At 66.4% G+C, this 22,841-nt stretch carries 16 protein-coding genes; 10 read left to right on the top strand and 6 right to left on the bottom strand.

Annotated features, from left to right (window positions below):
* Window positions 1-34 precede the first annotated feature (34 nt).
* From D0C15_RS02775 to betT, 3 genes are all read right to left on the bottom strand, one after another.
* Window positions 35-2,491: a GcvT family protein gene (locus tag D0C15_RS02775; RefSeq protein ID WP_116040738.1), complete on the bottom strand. Its 2,457-nt coding sequence runs from the start codon at window positions 2,489-2,491 to the stop codon at window positions 35-37.
* A 161-nt stretch (window positions 2,492-2,652) separates the two neighbouring features.
* The gene (locus D0C15_RS02770) at window positions 2,653-3,435 is read right to left on the bottom strand and encodes an IclR family transcriptional regulator (protein ID WP_116040737.1); all 783 of its coding nucleotides are present in this window, start codon (window positions 3,433-3,435) and stop codon (window positions 2,653-2,655) included.
* Between the two features lie 105 nt (window positions 3,436-3,540).
* Window positions 3,541-5,673, bottom strand: a complete 2,133-nt coding sequence (betT, locus tag D0C15_RS02765) for a choline BCCT transporter BetT (RefSeq protein WP_116040736.1) — start codon at window positions 5,671-5,673, stop codon at window positions 3,541-3,543.
* Window positions 5,674-5,802: 129 nt separating this feature from the next.
* Between betT and D0C15_RS33925 the strand changes: the two genes are divergently transcribed.
* The 6 genes from D0C15_RS33925 to D0C15_RS02740 all read left to right on the top strand — a co-directional run bounded on the left by D0C15_RS33925 (window position 5,803) and on the right by D0C15_RS02740 (window position 13,011).
* Window positions 5,803-5,967, top strand: coding sequence for a hypothetical protein (locus D0C15_RS33925; RefSeq protein ID WP_162829877.1), 165 nt, complete (start codon window positions 5,803-5,805; stop codon window positions 5,965-5,967).
* Between the two features lie 123 nt (window positions 5,968-6,090).
* Window positions 6,091-8,592 carry a GcvT family protein gene (locus tag D0C15_RS02760; protein ID WP_116040735.1) on the top strand — a complete coding sequence of 834 codons (2,502 nt, stop codon included), beginning with the start codon at window positions 6,091-6,093 and terminating at the stop codon, window positions 8,590-8,592.
* A gap of 35 nt (window positions 8,593-8,627) precedes the next feature.
* A complete protein-coding gene (locus D0C15_RS02755; RefSeq protein WP_116040900.1) occupies window positions 8,628-9,830 on the top strand; it encodes a glycine cleavage T C-terminal barrel domain-containing protein in 1,203 nt (400 codons plus the stop codon).
* A gap of 15 nt (window positions 9,831-9,845) precedes the next feature.
* Window positions 9,846-10,691: a methylenetetrahydrofolate reductase gene (locus D0C15_RS02750; protein WP_116040734.1), complete on the top strand. Its 846-nt coding sequence runs from the start codon at window positions 9,846-9,848 to the stop codon at window positions 10,689-10,691.
* Window positions 10,688-12,385 (top strand): formate--tetrahydrofolate ligase, encoded by a 1,698-nt coding sequence (locus D0C15_RS02745; protein WP_116040733.1) that lies wholly within the window; start codon window positions 10,688-10,690, stop codon window positions 12,383-12,385. Before D0C15_RS02750 ends, D0C15_RS02745 begins: the two co-directional genes overlap by 4 nt.
* Complete coding sequence (locus tag D0C15_RS02740; protein WP_162829876.1) at window positions 12,382-13,011, top strand: cyclodeaminase/cyclohydrolase family protein; 630 nt, start codon at window positions 12,382-12,384, stop codon at window positions 13,009-13,011. The genes D0C15_RS02745 and D0C15_RS02740 overlap by 4 nt, the downstream gene beginning before the upstream one ends.
* 3 nt (window positions 13,012-13,014) lie before the next feature.
* Here D0C15_RS02740 and D0C15_RS02735 read toward each other — a convergent pair whose 3' ends face one another.
* Window positions 13,015-13,797 carry an IclR family transcriptional regulator gene (locus D0C15_RS02735; protein ID WP_116040731.1) on the bottom strand — a complete coding sequence of 261 codons (783 nt, stop codon included), beginning with the start codon at window positions 13,795-13,797 and terminating at the stop codon, window positions 13,015-13,017.
* Window positions 13,798-13,971: 174 nt separating this feature from the next.
* On the opposite strand from D0C15_RS02735, the gene D0C15_RS02730 reads away from it, so the two are divergent.
* On the top strand, window positions 13,972-15,945 hold the full coding sequence (locus tag D0C15_RS02730; RefSeq protein ID WP_116040730.1) for a fatty acid desaturase: 1,974 nt from the start codon (window positions 13,972-13,974) through the stop codon (window positions 15,943-15,945).
* A gap of 22 nt (window positions 15,946-15,967) precedes the next feature.
* Window positions 15,968-17,122 carry a PucR family transcriptional regulator gene (locus D0C15_RS35405; RefSeq protein WP_281270651.1) on the top strand — a complete coding sequence of 385 codons (1,155 nt, stop codon included), beginning with the start codon at window positions 15,968-15,970 and terminating at the stop codon, window positions 17,120-17,122.
* A gap of 43 nt (window positions 17,123-17,165) precedes the next feature.
* On the opposite strand, the gene D0C15_RS02720 is transcribed toward D0C15_RS35405, so the two are convergent.
* Window positions 17,166-17,750 (bottom strand): TetR/AcrR family transcriptional regulator, encoded by a 585-nt coding sequence (locus D0C15_RS02720; RefSeq protein ID WP_116040729.1) that lies wholly within the window; start codon window positions 17,748-17,750, stop codon window positions 17,166-17,168.
* A 223-nt stretch (window positions 17,751-17,973) separates the two neighbouring features.
* Here D0C15_RS02720 and D0C15_RS35400 point away from each other — a divergent pair, with 223 nt between their 5' ends.
* Complete coding sequence (locus tag D0C15_RS35400; protein WP_281270650.1) at window positions 17,974-18,102, top strand: hypothetical protein; 129 nt, start codon at window positions 17,974-17,976, stop codon at window positions 18,100-18,102.
* Between the two features lie 6 nt (window positions 18,103-18,108).
* On the opposite strand, the gene D0C15_RS02715 is transcribed toward D0C15_RS35400, so the two are convergent.
* Window positions 18,109-18,924, bottom strand: a complete 816-nt coding sequence (locus tag D0C15_RS02715; RefSeq protein ID WP_116040728.1) for a DeoR/GlpR family DNA-binding transcription regulator — start codon at window positions 18,922-18,924, stop codon at window positions 18,109-18,111.
* A gap of 257 nt (window positions 18,925-19,181) precedes the next feature.
* Between D0C15_RS02715 and D0C15_RS02710 the strand changes: the two genes are divergently transcribed.
* The gene (locus D0C15_RS02710; RefSeq protein ID WP_162829875.1) at window positions 19,182-22,829 is read left to right on the top strand and encodes an NPCBM/NEW2 domain-containing protein; all 3,648 of its coding nucleotides are present in this window, start codon (window positions 19,182-19,184) and stop codon (window positions 22,827-22,829) included.
* Window positions 22,830-22,841: the final 12 nt, after the last annotated feature.

The following is a 22,841-nucleotide window of genomic DNA, read 5'->3' as shown; positions in this document are numbered from 1 at the left end:
GAAACCGCGATGACCTAAATAAGATTCGTGTTCTTCAACCTCGAAGACGCGTCATTCCGGGGTCGAACAACGGCTCCTCGGCAACCACCGCGGGCACCTTCTCACCGAAGTACTCGATGGCCACTTCGTTGCCCGGCACCGCCACCCCCGCCGGCAGCCAGGCGTAGGCGATGTTCCTGCCGATGGTGTAACCGCGCGCGGCACTGGTGACATAACCGACCGGCTCTCCCGCCCCTAAAACGGGTTCGCCGCCCATCACCACCTGATAGTCGTCATCGATGATCAGGCAGGTCAGCTTCCGGGACGCTGTCGCGGGCGAACGTCCCACCAGTACATCCCTGCCGATGAAATATCCCTTGTCCATCCGCACGGCGAAGCCGACACCGGCCTCGAACGGATCGTGTTCCGTCGTCATATCGACACCCGAGGCGCGGTACCCCTTCTCCAGTCGCAGGCTGTCGAGAGCACCTCGCCCGGCAGCGATAACCCCGTGGTCCTGGCCCGCCTCCCACAAGGTGTCCCACAGTTTCCGCCCCAGATCCGCCGTGGTGTAGAGCTCCCAGCCGAGCTCACCCACATAGGACAATCGCATTGCCGTCACGGGCACGTCGCCGACGAAGAGCTTCTTTGCCGTGAAGATTCCCATCGACTCGGGCGAAATGTCCTGCCGGATGAGCGGCTGGAGCAATAATCGCGCACGCGGACCCCATAATCCGATACAGCAGGTTCCCGCGGTGATGTCCCGCAATTGCACCTTGCCCCCGGGAGGCAGGTGCCGCTGCAGCCAGTTCAGGTCCAGATTGCTGTTGGCACCCACCTGGAATCTGTCCTCGGCAAGGCGTGCGACGGTAAGGTCGCTGCGAATCCCACCGTCCTCGCCGAGCAACAGACTATAGGTCACCGATCCCGGGCTGCGGTCGATCTGATTCGTGGTCAGGGTCTGCAGAAAGGCCAGCGCCTCGGGACCGCTGACCTCGAAGCGCTTCAGTGATGTCAGGTCGAACATCGCGACCCGCTCGCGGGTGACGAGGGCTTCGGCTCCGGATATCGGCGAATAGTACTGTGCGGCCCAGTCGTTTCGCGGCGGTATCTGCTCAACCTCGGGGAGTTCCGCGTTCGACTCGTACCACTGTGGACGCTCCCAGCCGGTCGACTCGAGGAAGTGCGCTCCGAGCTCCACCTCGCGTTCGTAGAACGGGCTGGTCCGCAAGGGGCGGGGGTGTTCCATCGGCCGCAGGGGATGCACGATGTCGTACACCTCCGCAAAAGTGCGGCTGCTGCGCGCCTCGACATACTCGGGTGCCAGCTGTGCGGGCTCGAACCGATTGAGTTCGCAGGCACGCACGTCCACACCCGGTTGCCCGTCCACGAGCCATTCCGCCATGGCTTTGGCCACCCCCGCGGAGTGACTGATCCGTACGGCTTCGGCGACCCAGAAGCCTTCCATTTCCGGGTGCTCGCCGAGCAGCGGATTGCCGTCGGCGGTGAAGGGCAGGAGACCGTCGCTTCTCTCCTCCACCTTCGTATCGGCAAGCCCTGGTAACAGCGCAACAGCGCGCGCCCAGGAGGAGTCGAACTCCTCCGCGGTGAAGGGCGACTCCGTAGGCACGCTCCCCACGGCCGGAGCCGCGAGCTCCCCTTGGCTCACCGGCATGGGCCGGTGCCCGTACGAGCCGATACCGATCCGATCGGCGTGCTCAAGGAAGTACAGCCCGGCTTCCTGGTGCCGCAGCAGCGGGCTGGTCGCCTCGAGCCGAGAACCATCCTGTTCGCGCTGCCCGCGCGATCGTGGAACCGGTGCGGTCTTGGCGTACTGGTGCACCATCGGGACGAGCGGTACGTCCAGTTCCACCAGCTCGCCGATCGCCGGAGCGCGCATTCCCGCACAGGAGACGATGACATCGGCGCGGAAGCCGCCCTGATCCGTCGTCACCCCGCGCACCCGCCCCGCGTGACGCTCCACGCCGGTCACCGTGTGCCACGCCAGAAAGCGCACGCCGCGATCCATCGCGCGGCGCGCCTGCGCCTCCGCGGCGCGCGACGGCCGGACCAGCCCGTCGCCCGGGATGTGGAAGCCGCCGATCAGCCGGTCGGCGGCGAGCATGGGGTTCAGTGCCGCGCACTCCTCTGGCGAGCACAGGTAACTCTCCACTCCCCACGACGTCGCCCAGCCGTGCCGGCGTTTGAGGTCTGCCCAGCGTGACTCGCTGACCGCGACCTCAAGCCCACCGACGGGATGGAAGCACTGCTCGCCGTCGAGCGTCAGCTCGGCGTATTTGTCCACTGTGTAGTTCGCGAAACCGGTCATCGTCTTGGATCCGGTGGTCCGGAACACCGGCCCCGGAGCCTGGGAGGTGTGTCCACCCGTGGTGAACAACGGCCCCTGTTCGAGGACGGTGATATCGCTCCAGCCACGCGCGCTCAGCTCGTCGGCCAGCGCACACCCCGTGATGCCCGCACCGATGATCACCACGCGCGGCGTCCTCGCCATCAGCCGTCCTCCAGTCTTTCGAACGATGCCGGATCGACCGGATCAGAAGCTGCGCATTACGCAACAACCTTCGATTGACGCAACTTCGCTCGACATAATGTGAGGCCTGCGACAGGCGCTGTCAACCCCCGTACGGGGTGCGGCGCCAGGACGAAAAGGATCTACTGGTTGAAGTAGCCCAACTGGTTTGACAGCTCGGCGGCACCCGTGCGCAGGTCCTCGACGATTTGCCGGATTCGCTTACGGGACAAGCGATACGCGGGACCGGACGCACTGATGGCGGCGATCACTTCACTGTTCTTGCCGAGCACAGGCACGGACACGGCGTGCAGGCCCAGTTCCAGCTCCTCGTACGAGGTGGCGTAGCCGTCGTCTGCGACGACCTGCAGCATCGACCGCAGCTCGTCCGGATCGGTGACGGTTCGAGGTGTGTACGACGGCTGCGGCCCGCCGAGGATCCGTTCCCGGTCCGCTTCGTCGGCGTTCGCGAGCAGGACCTTCCCGCTCGATGTGGCGTGCAACGGCGTCCGTTGCCCTGTCCAGTTCTGGGCAGCGACAGCGGCGGTACCGCGCGCCTGACAGATGTTGATGGCCACCGAACCGTCGAGCACGGCGATGTTGACGGTCTCGCCCAGCTTCTCGGCGAGGGATTCGCAGACCGGAGTCCCGAGGCGGGCGAGGTCGAGCTGACCGGCCGCGGCACCGGCCAGCCGGACGATGCCGAATCCGATGGTGAACTTGCCGCGCTCACCTTGCTGTTCCACCATGCCGCGCGCCTCGAGTGCACCGAGCAACCGGGACACGGTCGACTTGTGCACGCCCAGGTTTCCAGCGATTTCGGTGATGCCTGCTCCGCCGTTGCTCGCGAGTAGCTCGAGGACGCTGATCGCCCGATCGACCGACTGCACGAGCACCGGTGGCTTGCCGTCGTCGGAGTTTCCCATAGCGCAACAATAACCGCTGGCGCAATCCGGTCCGATTCGGCCGTCTTGTCGTGTTGCCCAGGACCGGCCCCGCCCAGCGCATACGGCATCCGCGGAAGATCCCTGTCAGTCCGCCTCAACCGAAGCGTGATCGCGGTCCGGCAGCGCGTCACCGCCCACCGTTTCCCGATGCAGCCGGAGAAATTCGAGGTGCCGTTCGTACTGGTCGAGGATGTCGCCGATGAGCTGTTCCTTGCTGTAACCGAGTACGTCGTAGCCCTGGCTTCCCTCGGTCAGATACACCTCGTAACGGAAGTAGGTGTTCTGCGTGTTCAACGAACTCAGAGCGAACGAAGGGGTCTTCTTCTCCCCTGGCCGGATCCGATAGGTGAACTCCTCTTCATCGCCGAGCGCGACGTTCAGGGCGAGGTGCGGGAGATCGCTGTCGTCGGTCAGGCCTTCGCTTACCTCGGCCCGTGCTCCCTGCGTGCACAGCTCCTCGGCGACCTCGGCGAACGCGGGCCTGCTCACCTCATCGATGAACCTGGCTGCGGCGTGGCGGCCCGGATAGCTCATGACCCGGGTCAACCGCTGCCGCCAGCCGCGCGGCGCGCCCCGGCCCTCGGCCTGGGTTCGCTCCGACAGCGACGAGGGGAGGCTGGTCCGGAAACTGTCCTCACGGAACCGTTCGACGCGCAGCGCCTTGTAGAGGCCCCACATGATCAGGAACATCACGAAGGAGAAGGGCAGGCCCATGATGATGGTCGCGTACTGCAGGGTCGTCACTCCCCCGACGATCAGCATCGCCAGGGTGAGCAGGCCGGTGGCGACAGCCCAGTAGACCCGGACCCAGCGAGCCGAGTCGGTGGTCGCGGTCTTGAGGTGCGAGGTGAAGTTGCCCATCACCAGCGCACCCGAATCGGCCGAGGTCACGTAGAACAGCAGCCCGACGAAGGTGGCGAGACCGGCACTGAACGTGACTCCCGGATACTGGGTGAGAAGCAGGTAGAAGCCCTGTTCGGGAGCGTTCATCGCGGTCTGGCCGAACTCGGTGTCGCCGTCGCGCACCACACGTAGCGCGCTGTTGCCCAGAATGGACAACCAGCTGAGGGTGAACAGGAACGGGATGATCAGGGTGGCGGCCACGAACTGGCGGATGGTCCGGCCGCGGGAGATCCGGGCGAGGAACAGGCCGACGAAGGGCGCCCACGCGATCCACCACGCCCAGAAGAACAGCGTCCAGCTGTTGAGCCATTCGGTCGGCTGGTCGTAGGCGAAGGTGTTCAGCGTCATCCCGGTGAAGCCACTGACGTAGTCACCGATGTTCAGCACGAGACCGTTGAGCAGGTACAGCGGATCCTCGTGGATCATGATGTAGATCATCATGCCGATGGCGAGCACGACGTTGAGCTCGGAGAGCCTGCGGATTCCCTTGTCCACACCCGCGAACGCGGACACGGTCGTCATGAACACGGCGACGGCGATCAGTCCGATCTGTGCGGGCACGCCTTCGGGGACGCCGAAGAGGAAGTTCAACCCGAAGTTCAGTTGCACCACCCCGATCCCGAGCGAGGTGGCGATGCCGAAGATGGTGCCGAGGACCGCGGCGATATCGACACCGTGGCCGATCCGGCCGTGAATGCGCCTGCCGATGAGGGGATACAACGCCGAGCGGATACTCAACGGCAGGCCGTGACGGTAGGCGAAGTAACCCAGCGCCATCCCCATGAGCGCGTACATGGCCCACCCGGTGATCCCGTAGTGGAACAGGGACCACACCATCGCCTGGCGCGCCGCCTCGATCGTTTCGGGAGCGCCGTCCGGCGGGGCGAGGTACTGCGTGACGGGTTCGGCGACCGAGAAGAACATCAGGTCGATACCGATACCAGCGGCGAAAAGCATGGACGCCCAGGCGAACAGGCCGTAATCGGGCCGCGAGTGCTGCGGGCCGAGTTTGACCTTGCCGTACTGCGAGGAGGCGACGTACACCACGAAGACGAGAAACAGCGTGGCGGCGAGGAAGTAGTACCAGCCGAAGCCGCTCGAGATCCAGCCCACCACTGTGCCGATGGCCTGTTCGGCACCGGCCGGTGTGATGATCGCCCAGATCGAGATGGCCAGGATGATCACCGACGCTCCGGCGAACACCACCGGATTGACCCTGCTCTCCTTCGCAGCGGCGATCGCGCCTGAAGGTCCGCCCGTCGACGTCCCTCGGTCCTGTCCGGCTTGGGCATCAGGTTCGCCAGTTGTAGACAAGCGCGGTCACCTTTCCTCTTGAGGCGGGCCGAGTTCGCACGCGATTCGTGCCTGACTGCCTGGCCCAGAGAACCTGCCCTGTGGCTTCCGCCACAGATTTGCGTACATTCGTACACGGACGGCGCACCGATGTCCATGCCCGATCGGGGATTCGGGCATCGCCGGTTCCTCGCACTGGACCTCGTCGCGCTCGCCGCGGCGCGGTTACGTCGCCGAGCGGCGTCACTCGGCCTCGTGGACGAGCCATCCAGACAGCCGCGGCTAACCCACTCGCCCGACAAGGAAAAGCAATAGCAGTGGGTCGATCGTCACCTAAATGTAGTACGACAAGTGACTTGACGCACAGCCGGAGCTCGGCGCACTGTTGCGTATAACGCGATTAGTTGCCCTACACGCAATGCTTTGAAGGCGGCCGTTATGGACTCCAGCGCGCAGACCGTCGTCATCGGTGCCGGCATCGTGGGTTGCAGCACCGCTTACCACCTCGCTGACCTGGGCATCACCGACGTGTTGGTACTCGAGCAAGGCCCTCTCTTCGCCACGGGCGGGTCCAGCTCCCACGCGCCAGGGCTGGTGTTCCAGACGAACGCAGCACAACTGCTGAGCCAACTGGCGGCCTACACCGTCGAGCGCTTCACCTCGGACGAGCTCGACGGCAAACCGTGCTTCCATCAGGTCGGCGGTATCGAGGTCGCGACCACCCGGGAGCGCTGGCTGGACCTCGAGCGCAAGCTCGGCCTGGCGCGTGCATGGGGCATCGACGCCGAACTGATCGGGCCCGCCGAGGTACACGCCCGCATCCCGCAGGTCGATCCGGCACGGATTCACGGCGGTCTGTACACCCCGACCGACGGGATCGCGAAACCGGTTCGGGCGGCCGAGGCGATGGCCCGTGCCGCGCGGTCTCGCGGTGTGCGCTTCCAGGCGGACACGAGGGTGACCGGTTTCGATATCAGTGACGGCAGGGTTCGCGCCGTGCGAACGACGCGGGGAACGGTCGCGGTCGAACGTGTGCTCTGCTCCGCCGGGATCTGGGGACCCGCGGTCGCCGCACTGGCCGGTGTTTCGGTGCCGGCTCAGCCACTGGCGCACCAGTACGCGGTCACCACAGCGCTTCCCGGACTGAACGATCCCGGCCTCAAGGATCCGGCGGCGGGCGTCGAGGTCGCCCAGCCCATCCTGCGGCATCAGGACCGCTCGATGTACTTCCGCCAGATTCACGACCGGTACGGCATCGGGTCCTACCAGCACCGCCCGATGCCCGTGCGCGCCGAGGAAATATCGGTCAGCACGTCCGGCAGCGGCGCCGAAGCACCTTCCGAGGGCGGGGCATGGAAGGGGATGCCCTCGGTGCAGCCGTTCACCGCCGAGGATTTCGGCGGGCCGTGGCAGGACGCCGTGCGTCTGTTGCCCGAACTCGGGCACACCCAGGTTTCCGAGGGGATGAACGGACTGTTCCTGTTCACCTCGGACGGTATGCCACTGCTCGGGCCGAGTAAGGAGGTGGACAACTTCTGGCTCGCGGAGGCGGTGTGGATCACCCATGGCGGCGGGGTCGGGCGTGCGGTCGCGGAGTGGATGGCCGAAGGTGTCCCGAGTATCGACCTGCGCGCCGCGGACGTCCGGCGCTTCGAGGACTTCGCCCACAGTCCGTCCTATGTGTCCCAACGTGGATCTCAGAGCTTCCGCGAGGTCTACGACATCATTCATCCGCAGCAGCCTCCCGAGCAGCCGAGGCCGTTACGCACCAGCCCGTTCTATCTTCGCCAGCGCGAACTCGGCGGCGTCTTCCTCGAGGCGAACGGCTGGGAGCGCCCGCACTGGTTCGAGAGCAACGCTCACCTGGTCCGGGGGCGTGACATCACCGGCCCTGGACCGTGGGCGGGCAGGTACTACTCCCCGATCGTCGGCGCCGAACACCAGGTCACCCGTGAACGCGGCGGGCTGTACGATATGACCTCCCTGGCCCGGGCCGAGGTCAGCGGCCGAGGTGCGCTGAACCTGCTGCAGCGACTGACGACCAACCAGCTCGACCGGCCGCCGGGCTACGTCACCTACACCCTGATGCTCGAACCGACGGGAGGGATCCGAGCCGACATCACCGTGGCCCGGCTGTCCGAGGACACGTTCCAGGTCGGACTCAACGGCAGGCGCGACATCGCCTGGCTTCAGGCGCATGCCGATGACACCACCCACGTCCGGGACATCACCGGTGGTACCTGCTGTGTCGGTCTCTGGGGTCCGCGTGCACGTGATGTACTCGGCCCGCTGGCCAGTACCGACATCTCGAACGAGGCCTTCCGGTTCTTCCGTGCCAAGCGGTTCTTCGTCGCCGAGGTGCCGGTGACCGCACTGCGGCTGTCCTATGTAGGCGAACTCGGCTGGGAGATCTACACCAGTGCCGAGTTCGGCCTGCGGCTGTGGGATCTGTTGAGCGAGGCGGCAGCCGCCCACGGGGTGATCGCCGCAGGGCGCGGTGCGTTCAACGGGATGCGCATCGAGAAGGGCTACCGGGCCTGGGGCACAGACATGTGGAGCCTGCACGATCCGGACGAGGCCGGGCTCGGCTTCGCCGTCAAACCCGGCAAGGGCGAGTTCATCGGCCGGGACGCGCTCCTGCGCCGCAGGGAGCGGTCCCCGCGCCGGCGGTTGCGGTGCCTGACCGTCGACGACGGCACCGTGCTGCTGGGGTCCGAGGCCGTGCACGCGCCGGAAGCACCGGAACGCGGGGTGGTCGGCTTCACCACCAGCGCGGCGTACGGCCATACCGTCGGCGCCAGCCTGGCCTACGCCTGGTTGCCCGCCGACCTCGCCGTGGAGGGCACCGGACTGGAGATCTCCTACTTCGACAAGCGACATCCGGCAACGGTCGTGGCCGACCCCGTGCTGGATCCAGAGATGCACCGGATGCGGCAATGACCGCCGAATCCGCCGACGACGTGAAGGAGAGTGCCATGACCATCAACCCACAGCCCGGAATCCTGCAGTACCCGCGGATCCGCAAGTCACCGTACTTCTACGCCTCGCGCAAGCACCACGTCGGGCTCTACAGCGTCTACAACCACACCTACCATCCGCGTCACTACGGCGATCCGGTCGGTGAGTACTGGCACCTGCTCGAAGCCGTGACGCTGTGGGACGTCGGTGTCGAGCGGCAGGTGGAGATCACCGGGCCGGACGCGTTCGAGTTCACCAACATGCTCGTCCCGAGGGATCTGACGAAGTGCAAGGTCGGGCAGTGCAAGTACGTGTTCGTCACGAACGCCGACGGCGGGATCATCAACGACCCGGTGCTGCTCCGTCTCGGTGAGAACCACTTCTGGTTGTCACTCGCCGACAGCGATGTCCTGCTCTGGGCCAAGGGCCTCGCCTACAACCTCGGCATGAACGTACAGATCTCCGAGCCTGACGTGGGTCCGGTTCAGGTGCAGGGGCCAAGGTCGAGCAAGGTCATGGTGGACCTGTTCGGCGAGTCCATTCTGGACGTTCCCTACTACTATGCGGTCGAACGGCAGCTCGACGGAATGGACGTGGTGGTCTCCCGTACCGGTTTCACAGCCGAACTCGGGTACGAGATCTACCTGCACAACGCAAGCCGGGACGGTGTCCGGTTGTGGGACCGGATCTGGGAGGCCGGCAGGCCGCACGATCTCCGGGTGATCGGACCGTGTCACATCCGCCGCATCGAGGCAGGCATCCTGTCCTGGGGCAACGACATCACCTACGACACCAACCCGTTCGAAGTGGGGTACGGGTTCGAGTCGACCTGGATGGTCGATCTGGAGCAGGAGGCTGACTTCGTCGGCAAGGACGCGCTGCGCCGGATCAAGGAGACGGGGATCAGCCGGAAACTCGTCGGCGTCGAGATCGGTGGGCCAAGTGTGGGCAGCTTCAACGACGGGTCGATGATCGACGTGTTCGCTGTGCACGAGCCGGGCGGCGCGCGCGTCGGCGAGGTCACCTCCGCCTGTCATTCACCACGTCTGGATCGCAACGTCGGCTACGCGATGGTGCCGATCGAATACCAGGAGATCGGCACGCGCCTGCTCGTCGAGACCCAGCACGGCACGCAGGACGCCGTAGTGGTGGAAAAGCCTTTCCTGGACCCGACGAAGGACATTCCCAAACGCCTCGAGCGCACCGCTGCGCCGGTCTAGCCGGGAACCGGTCCGATGAGTAGTCACGGGTACGCGGTGCTGCGGCGGCACCTGCTGAACGCACGGTTCGAGGTGCTGCCGCTGCGTGGCGTCGTCGACCAGGTATCGGAGCTGGCCGCGGGTACCACGGTGACCGTGACATCCTCACCCCGCAAGGGCGTCGCGACCACTCTGGACATCGCCGGGCAGCTGACCGGGCTCGGCATGCGGGTGGTCCCTCACCTTGCCGCGAGAATGATCCAGGATCGCCGGGCACTCGTGTCACTGCTCGACCGGGTCGCCGATCTGGGAATCGCCGAGGTTTTCGTGGTCGCGGGGGATGTGGACACGCCCGCGGGAGAGTTCGGTGACGCGATCGCGCTGCTTCGTGCGATGAGTGAACTCGAACGCAGACCCGCACGGGTCGGCATCACCGGCTACCCCGAGCGGCACTCGTTCATCTCCGACCAGGCCACGATTCAGGCCATGCACGAGAAGTCGCGATATGCCGACTACATCGTCTCCCAGATCTGCTACGACCCGGCGACCATCATCTCCTGGATACATGCGGTGCGGGAACGCGGGATCACGCTTCCCATCCATCTCGGTGCACCCGGTGTGGTGGACGCTTCGAAGCTGCTTCGGATCTCCCTCAAGATCGGCCTCGGCGATTCGATGAGGTTTCTGCGTTCGCAACACTCCGTCCTCAGCAGACTGGTCACCCGATACACGCCGGAGGAGCTGCTGACCCAGCTCGTACCGGCCGTCGTCGATCCCGCGAACCGGATCGCGGGATGGCACTTCTTCACCTTCAACGAGATCGCCAGGACCCGGGATTGGAGCCACCAGCTCGCCGCCCGGCTACAGGAGGTGCCAGCATGAGTATTCCGTCCGATCTGGAGATATCCCGCGCGGCCACGATGCGGCCCCTCGGCGAGATCGCCGCCTCACTCGGCCTGGGGCCGCACCTGCTCGAGAGTTACGGGCCCAACGTCGCCAAGATCGACCTGGATGCCGTCGACGAACTCGGAACTCGGCCACGCGGCAAATACGTCGTGGTTTCCGCGATCACGCCGACCCCGCTCGGGGAGGGAAAGACCACCACCACTGTCGGGCTCGGCCAGGCACTCCGGCAGCTCGGCAGGAACGCTGCCGTGGCCATCCGGCAGCCGTCGATGGGGCCGACCTTCGGCATCAAGGGCGGAGCGGCGGGAGGCGGGTACAGCCAGGTGGTTCCGATGGAGGCGATCAACCTTCATCTCACCGGCGACATGCACGCGGTCACCGCCGCGCACAACATACTGGCCGCGATGGTCGGCAATCATCTGCACAAGGGAAACCGGCTCGGCCTGGATCCACAGCGGATCACCTGGCGACGAGTGCTCGACGTCAACGACCGCGAGCTGCGTTCGGTGATCACCGGGCTCGGCGGAAGCGCGGACGGCACCCCGCGGCAGACCGGTTTCGACATCACCGCCGCGAGCGAGGTGATGGCGATACTCGCACTGTCCACCTCGTTGCGGGACATGCGCTCGCGCCTCGGTCGCATCGTGGTCGGCTACACCAGCGGTGGGGTGCCGGTTTCGGCCGAGGAGATCGGCGCGGCTGGAGCGATGACCGTGCTGATGCGAGAGGCGATCAAGCCGAACCTGATGCAGACGGTCGAGAACACGCCTGTGCTGGTGCACGCTGGACCGTTCGGCAATATCGCCCACGGCAACTCCTCGATCGTGGCGGACCTGATCGCCACGCGGGGGGCCGACTACGTGGTCACCGAGGCGGGGTTCGGCGCGGACATGGGCGCGGAGCGCTTCTTCAACATCAAGTGCCGGAACTCGGGACTGGTACCGGACGCCGCGGTGCTGGTGGCGACGGTTCGCGCGCTCAAGGCGCACTCGGGCCGCTACCGGGTGGTGGCCGGGCGCGACCTTCCCCAGGAACTGTTGGCGGAGAATCCGGACGACGTGCTGGCCGGCGCGGCGAATCTTCGAAAACAGATCGACAACATCCGGTTGCATGGTGTGTCTCCGGTCGTCGCGATCAATGCCTTCCCCACTGATCACCCCAGCGAGCACAACGCCATCCGGACGGTGGCCGAGGAGGCGGGTGCGCGCGTGTCGGTGAGCCACCACTTCACCGGTGGCGGCAAGGGGGCGCTCGAACTGGCCGAGGCCGTGATGGAGGCCGCCGACGAGCCGAGTGAGTTCCGGCTGCTCTACCCGGACTCGGCCGACCTGCGGACGAAGATCGAGACGATCGCGACGCGAGTGTACGGGGCGGCCGGTGTCAGCTATGAACGCTCGGCAGCGCGGGCGATCGACGACTACGAGTCCAACGGGTTCGGGCGGCTGCCGGTGTGTATCGCCAAGACCCACCTTTCGTTGAGCTCGGACCCGAGTCTCGTCGGTGCACCAACCGGATGGACGCTGCCGGTACGGGAGGTCAGGGCGTCGGTCGGCGCGGGTTTCGTCTACCCGATCTGCGGGGACATGCGTACGATGCCCGGGCTCGGTTCGCATCCGGCGGCCGAGCGGATCGACATCGACGACAACGGAGAGGTGACCGGACTGAATTGACTGACACGGCGCCTGAAAACAGCGGATCGCCTGGTCCTGGTGGCCCGGTTTCCCGGACGAGCGGCGACATCTCGTTACGCGGCTTCCTCTCCGAGGTGGCGGCTCCCACGCCCAACTGGAGTGCGGGCGGGGTCGCGGCCGTCACCGCCGCTGCCGCCGCCGGACTCCTCGCCATGACCGCGAGGCTGGCGACCGACCTCGGCGACGCGGGCGAACGCGCCGCGGAGGCGGACGCGCTCGCCGCGCGCGCGATGGAACTGGCCGAGGAGGACGCGGAGGCCTACCGCGCCGTGCTGGACGCACAGCGGGTTCGAGATGGCGGGGAGACACGCGGGGGCCGGCTCAGCGTCGCACTCGCCGGGGCGGCACGACCACCGCAGGAGCTGGCCGGCCTGGGTGAACGAATCGCAGGCATGGCCGAGTCGTTGGCAGTGCGGGGAAAACCGGTCACTCGTGGGGACGCCATCGCCGCCGCACTGCTGGCCGCGGGGGCAGCCGGTAGCGCGGCCGTACTGGCGCGCATCAATCTGACAACAGCCGGTCGCCCCGACGACGAGGGGATCGGTGCGGCCGATGCGGCAGCGAAGGCGGCGGATGACGCGGCGAAGAGGCTCGCCACACCATGACCGTCAACTGCGGATGTATCCCAGTTGTGTGGACAACTCCGCCGCGCCATGGCGGAGTTCGTCGACGATCCACTGAATGCGGTCGTGCGACAACCGGTACCCCGGGCCGGAGGCACTGATCGCGGCCACCACGTCGTTCTGTTGCCCGCGCACCGGTACCGCGACGGCGTGCAGCCCGACTTCGAGCTCTTCGAAACTGGTGGCGTAGCCGTCCTCGATCACGTTCTGGAGCAAAGTCCTGAGCCGGCCCGGCTGGGTCACCGTGTTCGCGGTGTATGCCGTGGTTCCTTCGGTGATGAGCCGCTCCCGCTCGGGTTCGGCCATGAACGCCAGCAGAACCTTGCCGCTGGAGGTGGCGTGAAGCGGGGTCCGCTTGCCGATCCAGTTCTGCGCCGCGACGGCAGCACCACCCCTGCCCTGGCTGATGTTGATGGCCACGGAGCCGTCCAGCACCGCGATATTGACAGTCTCGCCAAGCGTGTCGGCGAGGGATTCACAGACGGGGGTGCCGAGCTGTGCCAGATCTAGCTGGCCGGTCGCCGCACCGGCGAGCCGGACGACCCCGAATCCGATCGAGAACTTGCCCCGTTCTCCCTGTTGTTCCACCAGGCCACGGGCCTCCAGCACGCTGACCAGCCGGGAAACGGTCGACTTGTGCACATTGAGTTCGGCCGCGATCTCGGTGATTCCAGCCGCCCCCTTGTGCGCGAGTAACTCGAGGACACTGATGGCGCGGTCCACGGACTGCACGAGTGCGGGCGCCTTGGCGCCGTCCGAGTTTCCCATGACGCAACACCCTAGCCGGATATGACGGTTTCGTGCACCAGCGCCCGGCCACCACCGTTGATCACCTCAGCTCACCCGCGTGCCAGGCCGGATTCGCAGTCGCGTTGACATTTTCCGCTAATCTGTCACGATAGTAGACACTCTGATGCTGAGTGTCATCGCAGGAGGTCGAAAATGGAGACGGTCGCGACTCGCAGCGAGGCACGACAACCGGTTCGCGGATTACCGGATCCCGGCGAGAAGATCCCGAAGCTGGCTTGGCCGACGGCGGCGTTGTACCTGGGTACGCTGCTGCTCTTCGCCGCCGAGATGTACGCGGTCTTCGCCGCCGGATGGTCGCCGTGGGCGACGGTTCCCATGGGAGCCGCGGTGACGTTCCTGATGTTCAGCGTGCTACACGAATCGACGCATCACGCGATCAGCACCAGCACTCGTCTCAACGACATCTTCGGTCACCTTTCGGTTCCGTTCGTGACGCCGTACGCGTCCTTCCGGATGGTCAAGTTCATCCACATCGAGCACCACCGGAACACGAACGAGCCGAAGGGGGTGGATCCGGACGCCTGGACCGACGAGGGCCCATGGTGGCAGCTTCCGCTGCGCTGGGCGACGATCGATGTCTGGTATCTGGTCTTCTACCTACGCCGGTTGACCGGCCGTCCACGCGGAGAGGTAGCGGGTACCGTCGCCGCGTTCTGCGTCGTGATCGCCGGTTTCACCTGGCTGACAGGGGCAGGCTACGGCGCGCAACTACTCGTGGCCTTCATCATCCCCCAGCGAATCGGGCTCGTCGTCCTGGCCTGGTGGTTCGACTACCTGCCCCACCACGGGCTGAGCAAGACACAGCGGGAGGACAAGTACCAGGCCACCCGCGTACGAGTGGGCGGGGAAATGTGGCTGACTCCCCTGTTCGTCTACCAGAACTATCACCTGGTGCACCATTTGCACCCGAGCGTGCCGTTCTACCGCTACTTGCGCGCGTGGCGCCGCAACGAAGAGGCCTATTTGGACCGGAACGCCGCGATCTCGACGTGGTTCGGACGCTCGATGACCACGTCGGAGTACCGCACCTGGCGACGACTGACCGACCAGCTGGCCCCGACCCCGGACCGCGCTTCGGCGCAGCGGCCCATGTTCCATCCCCTCCGAGTCCGTTCGGCGCAGCGGCTGACCGCGGACAGTACGGTGGTGACCTTCGACGTACCCGCCGATCTCGCCCACGAGTACCGCTACGTGCAGGGCCAGCACATCACGCTGCGCGCGGTCATCGGGGGCCGGGAACTGCGGCGCAGCTACTCCATCATCGCTCCGGTATCGGCGAAAACCTTGCGGGTCGCCGTGAAGCAGATCGAGGGCGGCATCTTTTCCACCTATGTCAACAATGAACTGGCCGCAGGCGACATCCTCGACGTGATGTCTCCGACGGGCAGCTACCACAGCGTCCTCGACGCCGACCGAGCCAGAGAGTACGTCGCGATCGCCGCGGGCTCCGGTATCACCCCGATTCTGTCCATCATCGCCACCACGCTCGAAGTCGAACCGGCGAGCCGGTTCACCTTGATCTACGGAAACCGGACGGTCGAGTCGACCATGTTCCGCGACGAACTCGACGAGCTCGCCGGGCAACGACTGAAGGTGCACCACGTTCTCTCCCGCGACGACACCGCGGAACTCACCGGCCGTATCGAACCCGCGCTGGTGGACCGGCTCGTGCCCAACCGGCCCGAGGTCGACACGTGGTTCCTGTGCGGGCCAGGTCAGATGGTCGAGTCGGTGAAGTCAGCGCTCACGGCGGAAGTGGACCAGTCCCGCATCCGCACGGAGGTCTTCCACACCGAGGCCGCCCATGCCGATATCGACGTCGACATCAACAGCCAGGTCACCGTTGCCGTCGACGGCGTGGAGACCACCTTCACGCTCTCCTCATCAGGTGACACCGTGCTCGACGCGGCGCTGCAGCAGGGCATCGACCCGCCCTACTCCTGCGCGGGGGGAGCCTGCGGAACGTGCCGGGCGAAAGTGCTGCTTGGGCAGGCGGTCATGGACCAGAACCAGGTGCTCGACGAGGACGAGCTGGCCCGCGGCTATGTGCTCACCTGCCAGGCGCATCCGGTGAGCGAGGAACTCCGGATCGACTACGACGCGTGAGTGGCGCCGGTGGAGTCGTAACGTGCTGACGAACCGCGAGAATCAGCACACGTGGAACGTCCTGTTCGACGCGCTGCTCGGCGAGCTCGGCGAACTCTCGCGACGGGTTCGCGAAGCCATGCGGACCGAGTTGCCCGCCTACCGGTCAGTGCCCGCCGGGACCCTCGACGACGACGTTCGGGTCGAGGTCGAGCGCGTACTGCGTGCGGCACGTGCCGGCAGCGCGGCGGCGAGCGAGCACGAAATCGATGGGCTGGCGGTGATCGGCAAGCTGCGCGCGCAGCAGGGTGTCCCTGTCGATGACATGTTGCGCGCCTGGCGGATCGGCGTCCAGATCGTTGTCTCCCACGCGCGCGAGGTGGGAAGCCGTCTCGGCATCGATGACGAGCGGGTCCTCGAGTTCGTCGAATCGGCGCTCGCCTGGTCCGATGTCGCGATGGTCACGACGGCCAGGGCACACCGGCAGGCCGAGGTGGAGGTCGCGGCCGCCGACCAGGAGCGCCGGTCGGCGTTCGTGCGTGACGCACTCCTCGGCGTCCTCGCCCCCGCCGAGCTGCGCATCCAGGCCGAGAGTTACCTGCTCGACCCCGACCGCGAATACGTCGCGGTGCGGGCACGCGGCACCGGGCGGGAGGCGGCCCGCACATTCGAACATGCCCTGGGTTTGCCCGAGGCCGTGCGGGACCGGTGTGGGCTGAGCACGCTCTGGGACGGCGACCTCGCGGGGTTCCTGTACGCGGTCCCGGACACCGACTTCGACGGTGTGGCCGGTGTCGGGCCACCGCGCCCACTGGAACAGCTCGCCGAGTCGTACCGGCTCGCGACGCGAGCGCTCACAACCGCTTCCGCCTGCGGCCTCACCGGCGTCCACGATCTGCCCTCGCTGAGCCTGCGCGCGGCCGTCGCGGCCGACGCGGAGATCGGAGACATTCTGCGCGCTCGCTACCTCGATCCACTCGCGGACAGCGGCTCAGCCGACGAACTGATGGCAACGGTGCGCGGCTACCTGGCGTGTGGAACGCACGTCGAGACCACCGCGAGGCGGCTGTTCGTACACCAGAACACCGTCCGCTACCGGCTCGCGCGCTTCGAGGAACTCACCGGGGCAAACCTGCGGGAGCCGGAGGTCGCGTTCGAGGCCTGGTGGGCGCTCACGCGGGCTGCGATGCGCTGGTAACCGGGCCCAGCTCCCAGACGGATGAGAACCGGGCGCGCGATACCTAGCCCAGCAGGCAGTTGACTATCGTGGCGATCCGCGTCGTCGCACGTTTGACCCCCACCGTGGGTTGCAGCATGTTGCTCATCGTCAAACGGACCACACAGTCCAGTACGGTTTCGAGGGTCTCCTCATCGGGCAGGGTGTCCAAATGCCGCCGGGCCGACTCGCGTACGCCATCGATGGCCTGGGCAAGAACCGCGTTGGGCCGGGATGTCAGCAGGGACAGCAGTTCCGAGCCCTGACCGGCCCCGAGCACCGCCTTGAGCAGGTCGTTTCGCGAGCCTGCCTCCAGGCTGAACCGGACGGCCGCGATCAGTCCTGCCGCGAGGTCGGTGTGGTTCGCACGGATCCGGTCGTCGATGCCGGTGAGGAAACGATCGGTTTCTCGCCGCACCACGGCTTCGCCCAGCTCGGCCTTGGAGCTGACCTCCTTGTACAGGCTCTGCCGAGGAATGCCGGACCGCTCGCCGACACGGGTCATCGTCAGGCGCTCCCAACCGTCCTCGCCGATGAGCTCCGCCGCCGCATCGAGCAGCCGCTCCCGACGCAGGTTCCGTAGCTCGTCGTAGAACGCGGGTGTGCTCACGCCACAAGCGTACGACAGTTCCACCGCTTCTGTCGCAGCAGGTGACAACCCCGGCGTCCGTGCGCCCGCGGTGGCGAGTCGCGCGGGCATCGTCCCCGCCGCGGTGATCTTTGGAGCTGGCACCAAATCGCGGGTCGCCAGAATTTGAATTGAGTCCATGGCTGAAACAGCCAGGCTCTGGCGACCATGGAATCTCTGCCGACAGCGATTCGGAGACCAAACCATGGCCAAATTTCTCGCGTTCTTCCTCCCGCTTCTCGTTCTCCAGCTTTCGCCGATCCTGTTGCCCCTCATCGGCTGGGTGTTCGGCACGCTCCGCGATCTCGCGTTCCCCGCGAATTCCGAGGCATAACTCCGCTCAGGTGGTTCGACCGAGGCTTGACCCCGTATCGGCCACCACGACATCGACACCGCGCTCCGCGAATCGGGCTCGCTCGCTCTCGTCGGGTTCGGAGTCGGTGAGCAGTACGTCGAAGTCGTCCGCCGGACAGATCAGCGCGAAGGCGCTCTTGCCGACCTTCGAGGAATCGGCGACCACCACCACCCGTGCGGCACGGGCCGCGATCTGGCGGTTGATACTCGCCTCACCCTCATGGTGCGCCGTCGCTCCGTGCTCGGCGTCGACCGCGTCCACTCCGAGGAAGGCGATGTCGACGTTGATCTGCTCGAGTATCGACGTTCCCAGCGGGCCGATCAGTTCGTAGGACTGCGGGCGGGCCACCCCGCCGAGCACGAGAATCTTGATGTATGGCCGCACGGCGAGTTCCGTTGCGATGTTTAGGGCATTGGTGACCACGGTGACGCGGGGACCGCTGTCGGAGACCGCGAGGTCCGGCCGGCTCGCGATCGCGCGCGCGACCTCGTTGGTGGTGGTGCCTCCGTTGAGCGCGATGGTGCTGCCCAGGCCGACCATCTCGGCCGCCGCACTCGCGATGCGCAACTTCTCGTCGGCGTGGCGCGCGATCTTGTACCGCAACGGCAGATCGTAGGACCCCGCGGCCGTGACCGCGCCACCGTGGGTGCGAGTCAGCAACTGTTGCTCGGCCAGGTGATCGAAATCCCGGCGAACGGTCGCCGCCGACACACCGAGTCGTTCGACGGCTTCTTCGACATCGAGGTGACCGTCCTCGGAAAGCAGTCGAAGGATGTCGTTGAGGCGCTGATGACGAGACATGGTGGCATCCTGCCCGACGCGCTGATGGGCCGTGTCAGGGACGACGGACTATCGCGCGAACAGGCGACCCGCCAGGGAGCCGCGCTGGGACGAACGGTTGATTGATTGTGCGTGAACAGCGGCAGTTTCAATCAACTATTGACGTTTACTCGAGCGTGCATCAGCATTGCCTCCACCCTTGAGACGTAGGAGTGCTGATGTCCGGACCGAGCTGGAGAAAGTCAACGGGACGACGTTGTGCCACTGGAGTGCTCGCAGTGGCAGCACTCCTCGTGCCGTCCGGCCTGGCAACCGCCGCGCCGATCCCGGAGTCCGCGAGTGCGTCCGCGGCCGGAACGGGAATCGGACCGATCACCGGTGTCGAACAGGACGGCGCGAAGGTCGTACTCACCGGGGAAGAGGGCGCCGCTCGCGTCACCTTCCTGGAGGACGACGTTCTCCGCGTGGAAGCCGATCCGACAGGGCAGTTCACCGATCCCGCCAACGACGCCCCCGCGGACCCCGCCGCGCCGGACGCCGACATCATCGTCCGTGAGGGATGGCCCGGCGCGGATCTCGCGGTCACCGACGCCGACGGGGTCGTCACCGTCTCCAGCGACGAAGTCCGGCTGCGGATCGACAAGGCCACGGCACGAATGGCCCTGCATCGCAGCGACGGCAGCGTCGTGTGGCAGGAGACGGCGCCGGTGTCCTTCGACGACGCCGGTGCCACTCAGCATCTGGACCGCGCAGCGCGGGAACAGTTCCTCGGCGGCGGCATGCAGAACGGCCGGTTCAGCCATCGTGGGCACACCATCGAGATCGACCGCGACTTCGACTGGGATGACGGCGGCAACCCGAACGCCGTCCCCTACTACATGAGCAGCAATGGGTACGGCGTGCTGCGCAACACCTTCGCCCCGGGCCGGTACGCGTTCACCGAACCGGTCGCCACCACCCACGCCGAACAGCGGTTCGACGCCTACTTCCTGGTCGGGAAACCGGGTGACTACAAGCACGCCCTCGACGAGTACACGGAACTGACCGGTCGCCCCATGATGCCGCCGGTCTACGGCCTCGAGTACGGCGACGCGGACTGCTACAACCGGTCGAATCCGGCGTACCGCGGCGATCGAACGCCGGGCAAGCTGCGAACACCTGATGCCGTCTCGGTAGCGCAGGACTTCGTCGACCACGACATGCCCGGTGGCTGGATGCTCGTCAACGACGGTTACGGCTGCGAGTACGTCGAACTCGAGGAAACCGGCGATGCCATGCGCGAACGCGGCATCGAAATGGGCTTGTGGACCGAGCGCTCCCTTACCGAACAGGAGTACGAGGTCGGGCAGGCGGGCGTACGGCTACGCAAACTCGACGTCGCCTGGGTCGGACAGGGCTACCGGATGGCGTTGTCCGCCTGCGAGGACGCCCATGCGGGAATCGAGGACAACAGCGACGCGCGTGGCTACGTACTCATGGTCGAGGCGTGGGCGGGCGCGCAGCGCTGCGCCGTGCCGTGGACCGGCGATCACTCCGGGAATCTCGATGCCATCCGCTGGCAGGTGCCCGCGATCCATGGTTCGGGCAACTCCGGCATGGCATTCACCACCGGGGACGTGGACGGCATCTTCGGCGGTTCCCCGGAGAGCTATGTGCGGGACCTGCAGTGGAAGGCGTTGTCACCGGCGCTCTACTCGATGAGCGGATGGGCATCGGTAGACAAGCGCCCCTGGCTGTACGGCGAGGAGGCCACGGAGATCAACCGCAGCTACCTCCAGTTGCGCAACCGCCTCATGCCCTACATCTACACATTGGCGGCGCGGGCACATCGCACAGGGACGCCGGTCGCTCGTTCGATGCCGATCGAGTACCCCGAAGACCCGAAGGCGTACGGCGCGGAAGCCACGCACCAGTACCTGCTCGGCGAGGACCTGCTTGTCGCGCCCGTGTTCGAGGACTCGGGCGTACGCGACGGCATCTACCTGCCCGAAGGACGCTGGATCGACTACTGGGACGGCACGGTGTACGAGGGCGGCCGGGTGCTAGACGGGTACAGCGCCCCGCTGGCGACGTTGCCGTTGTTCGTCCGGGCCGGCGCGGTGCTCCCGATGGGACCCGACGGCTACCGCAACGCCGCGGAGGTTCCCGCGGACGCACCGATCACTTTGGACGTCTACCCCAGCGACGACGAGTCCTTCACTCTCCACGAGGACGACCAGGTGACTCGAGAGCACACGACGGGCGCGGTGGCCGAACAGGTCTTCAGCGTCCGGTCGCCGAGCCAGGGCCGCGGTACGGTCGCGGTCACGATCGGCGCGAGCGAGGGCGACTACGAAGGCAAGGCCGCGGCTCGGCCCTATGAGCTGAGTGTGCATACCGGCTCGGAACCCGCGCGGGTTCGCATCGGCGGACAGGCGCCGCTCATCAAGGTCTCCGGTGCTGACGCCTTCGAGTCGGCCGTGACCGGGTGGTACTACGACCCGTCCGAGCGCGGCGGCGTGGTGCACGTCAAGGCCGGTTCCGTTCCATCTGGCGAAACCCGCACGGTGAACCTCGAAGGGACTTCGTCGGTCGGCGGACCGCGCGTGGAGGACGGTCTGGCCACACTCAGCACGCAGGTACCGGAGCTGGTCGCGCAGGAAGACGAGGCCGAACTGCGGGTCACGTTCACCAACAACACCGGTGGACCGGTTCGCGACGTCGAGATCTCCGCGACCCTGCCCACCGGGTGGACGGCCGGCGCGACCGAAGGCAGCGCGATCGAGCACCTCGGCGCCGGCGAGAGCGCCACCGCGACGATCCGTGCCCAGGTCGGTCCGACAGCGGAACCTGGACGGACAACACTGCGCGCCAAGGCGCGCTACCTCTCCCACGGGCGGGAGCAGGCCGTGTCGACGGCGGCAACCACCGAAGTCGTGTACTCGTCACTGGCCGCGTCGTACAACAACGTGGGAGTCACCGACGACGGCGACACCGCGAGCGGCAACTTCGACCTGGGCGGTGCGTCATACTCGGCGCAGGCGCTGGCCGCGGCCGGTGTGACACCGGGCAGCACGATCACCGCTGACGGCGTCGACTTCACCTGGCCGTCGGCGGCCCCGGGCACGCCGAACAACACCATCTTCAGTGGACAGACGGTGAAGCTGTCCGGAACGGGAACACATATCGCGTTCCTGGGGGCCGAAGCGGGCCAGCAGACCGGGACCGTCACCATTCGCTACGCCGACGGCAGCACCGAGAAGCGAGATCTCCGGCTGCCGAACTGGTGCTGTCTCGACCCGAGCGCCGGTGGCTCCAAGATCGCCGTCACGACGGACTACCGCAACACCCAGGACGGCCCGGCCAACCACGGCACGAAGTACCGCGTGTTCACCAACCAGGTGCGCACGACGCCGGGCAAGGAGATCTACGCGGTGACCCTGTCGAACACCCAGGCGCTACACGTGTTCGATCTGAAACTGGTCACCCGCGAACTGCCAACGCCACCGACCGGACAGGTCTGGGCCTCGGACGTTCCATGGGTGGAGGCGACCAACGGCTGGGGACCGGTGGAGAAGGACACCAGCAACGGTGAGAGCGCCGCCGGCGACGGACGTCCGATCACATTGGACGGTCAGACTTACGCCAAGGGACTCGGCGTACACGCGACCTCCCGTATCAGCTATTACGTCGGCGGTCAGTGCGACCGGTTCGTGTCGGACGTGGGTGTCGATGACGAGATCCCCGACTACGGTTCGATCATCTTCACCGTGCTCGTCGACGGGGAGGAGAAGTTCCGTTCGTCGACGATGACCGGGACGTTCGCCACCGAGCATGTGGACATCGACCTGAACGGGGCACAGTACGTCGAGTTGGTGGTGGATCCAGCAGGCGGCAACGCCGGGGACCACGGCGACTGGGCCGGGGCCTCGTTCACCTGCTCCTGACCGTAATCAACC

It is taken from the genome of Amycolatopsis palatopharyngis, from assembly GCF_003385185.1.
Lineage (GTDB): Bacteria > Actinomycetota > Actinomycetes > Mycobacteriales > Pseudonocardiaceae > Amycolatopsis > Amycolatopsis palatopharyngis.
The sequence above is the reverse complement of the archived record's forward strand: the minus strand, read 5'-3'. Positions and strand labels throughout refer to the sequence as shown.